General features: G+C 42.9%; 1 protein-coding gene. It reads right to left on the reverse strand.

Features of this window, described 5'->3' with window-relative positions; genetic code table 11:
- The coding region (locus tag HT734_RS09120; protein WP_173308520.1) for a DUF1542 domain-containing protein at window positions 1–422 on the reverse strand (422 nt) is incomplete at both ends.

Below are 422 nucleotides of genomic sequence, written 5' to 3' on the forward strand. Positions count from 1 at the left end.
TTTGCTTTCGCTTTTGCATCTTCCTTAGCTGCTGCTTTTTCTGCGTCAGTTAAGTCAGTACGCGCATCGATTGCTTTTTCTTTCTCAGCTAATTCATCTGCAACTGCTTTCTTAGCTGCTTCTTTAGCTACTGGGTTTACTTTCGCTATTTCTCCAGTTCCTGCTTCTTTAGCTGTATCTACCGCTGCGTCTGTTGTTGCTGCATCGATTGCATCTGTTGCTTTCTTAGCTTCTGCTGCTGCTTTATCTTTAGCTGCTTTCTTCTCGTCATCTGTCAAGTCTGTACGAGCGTCAATTGCATCTACTTTAGCTTTAAGAGCATCTTCAACTGCTTTCTTAGCTGCTGGTTTCTTAGCCGCTGCTGGATCTACAGCTTTAACATCTGCTACACCTTTATCTTTTGCACCATTTACTGCTGTTTG

This window comes from Streptococcus sp. k-90, from assembly GCF_013277565.1.
Classification (GTDB): Bacteria; Bacillota; Bacilli; order Lactobacillales; family Streptococcaceae; genus Streptococcus.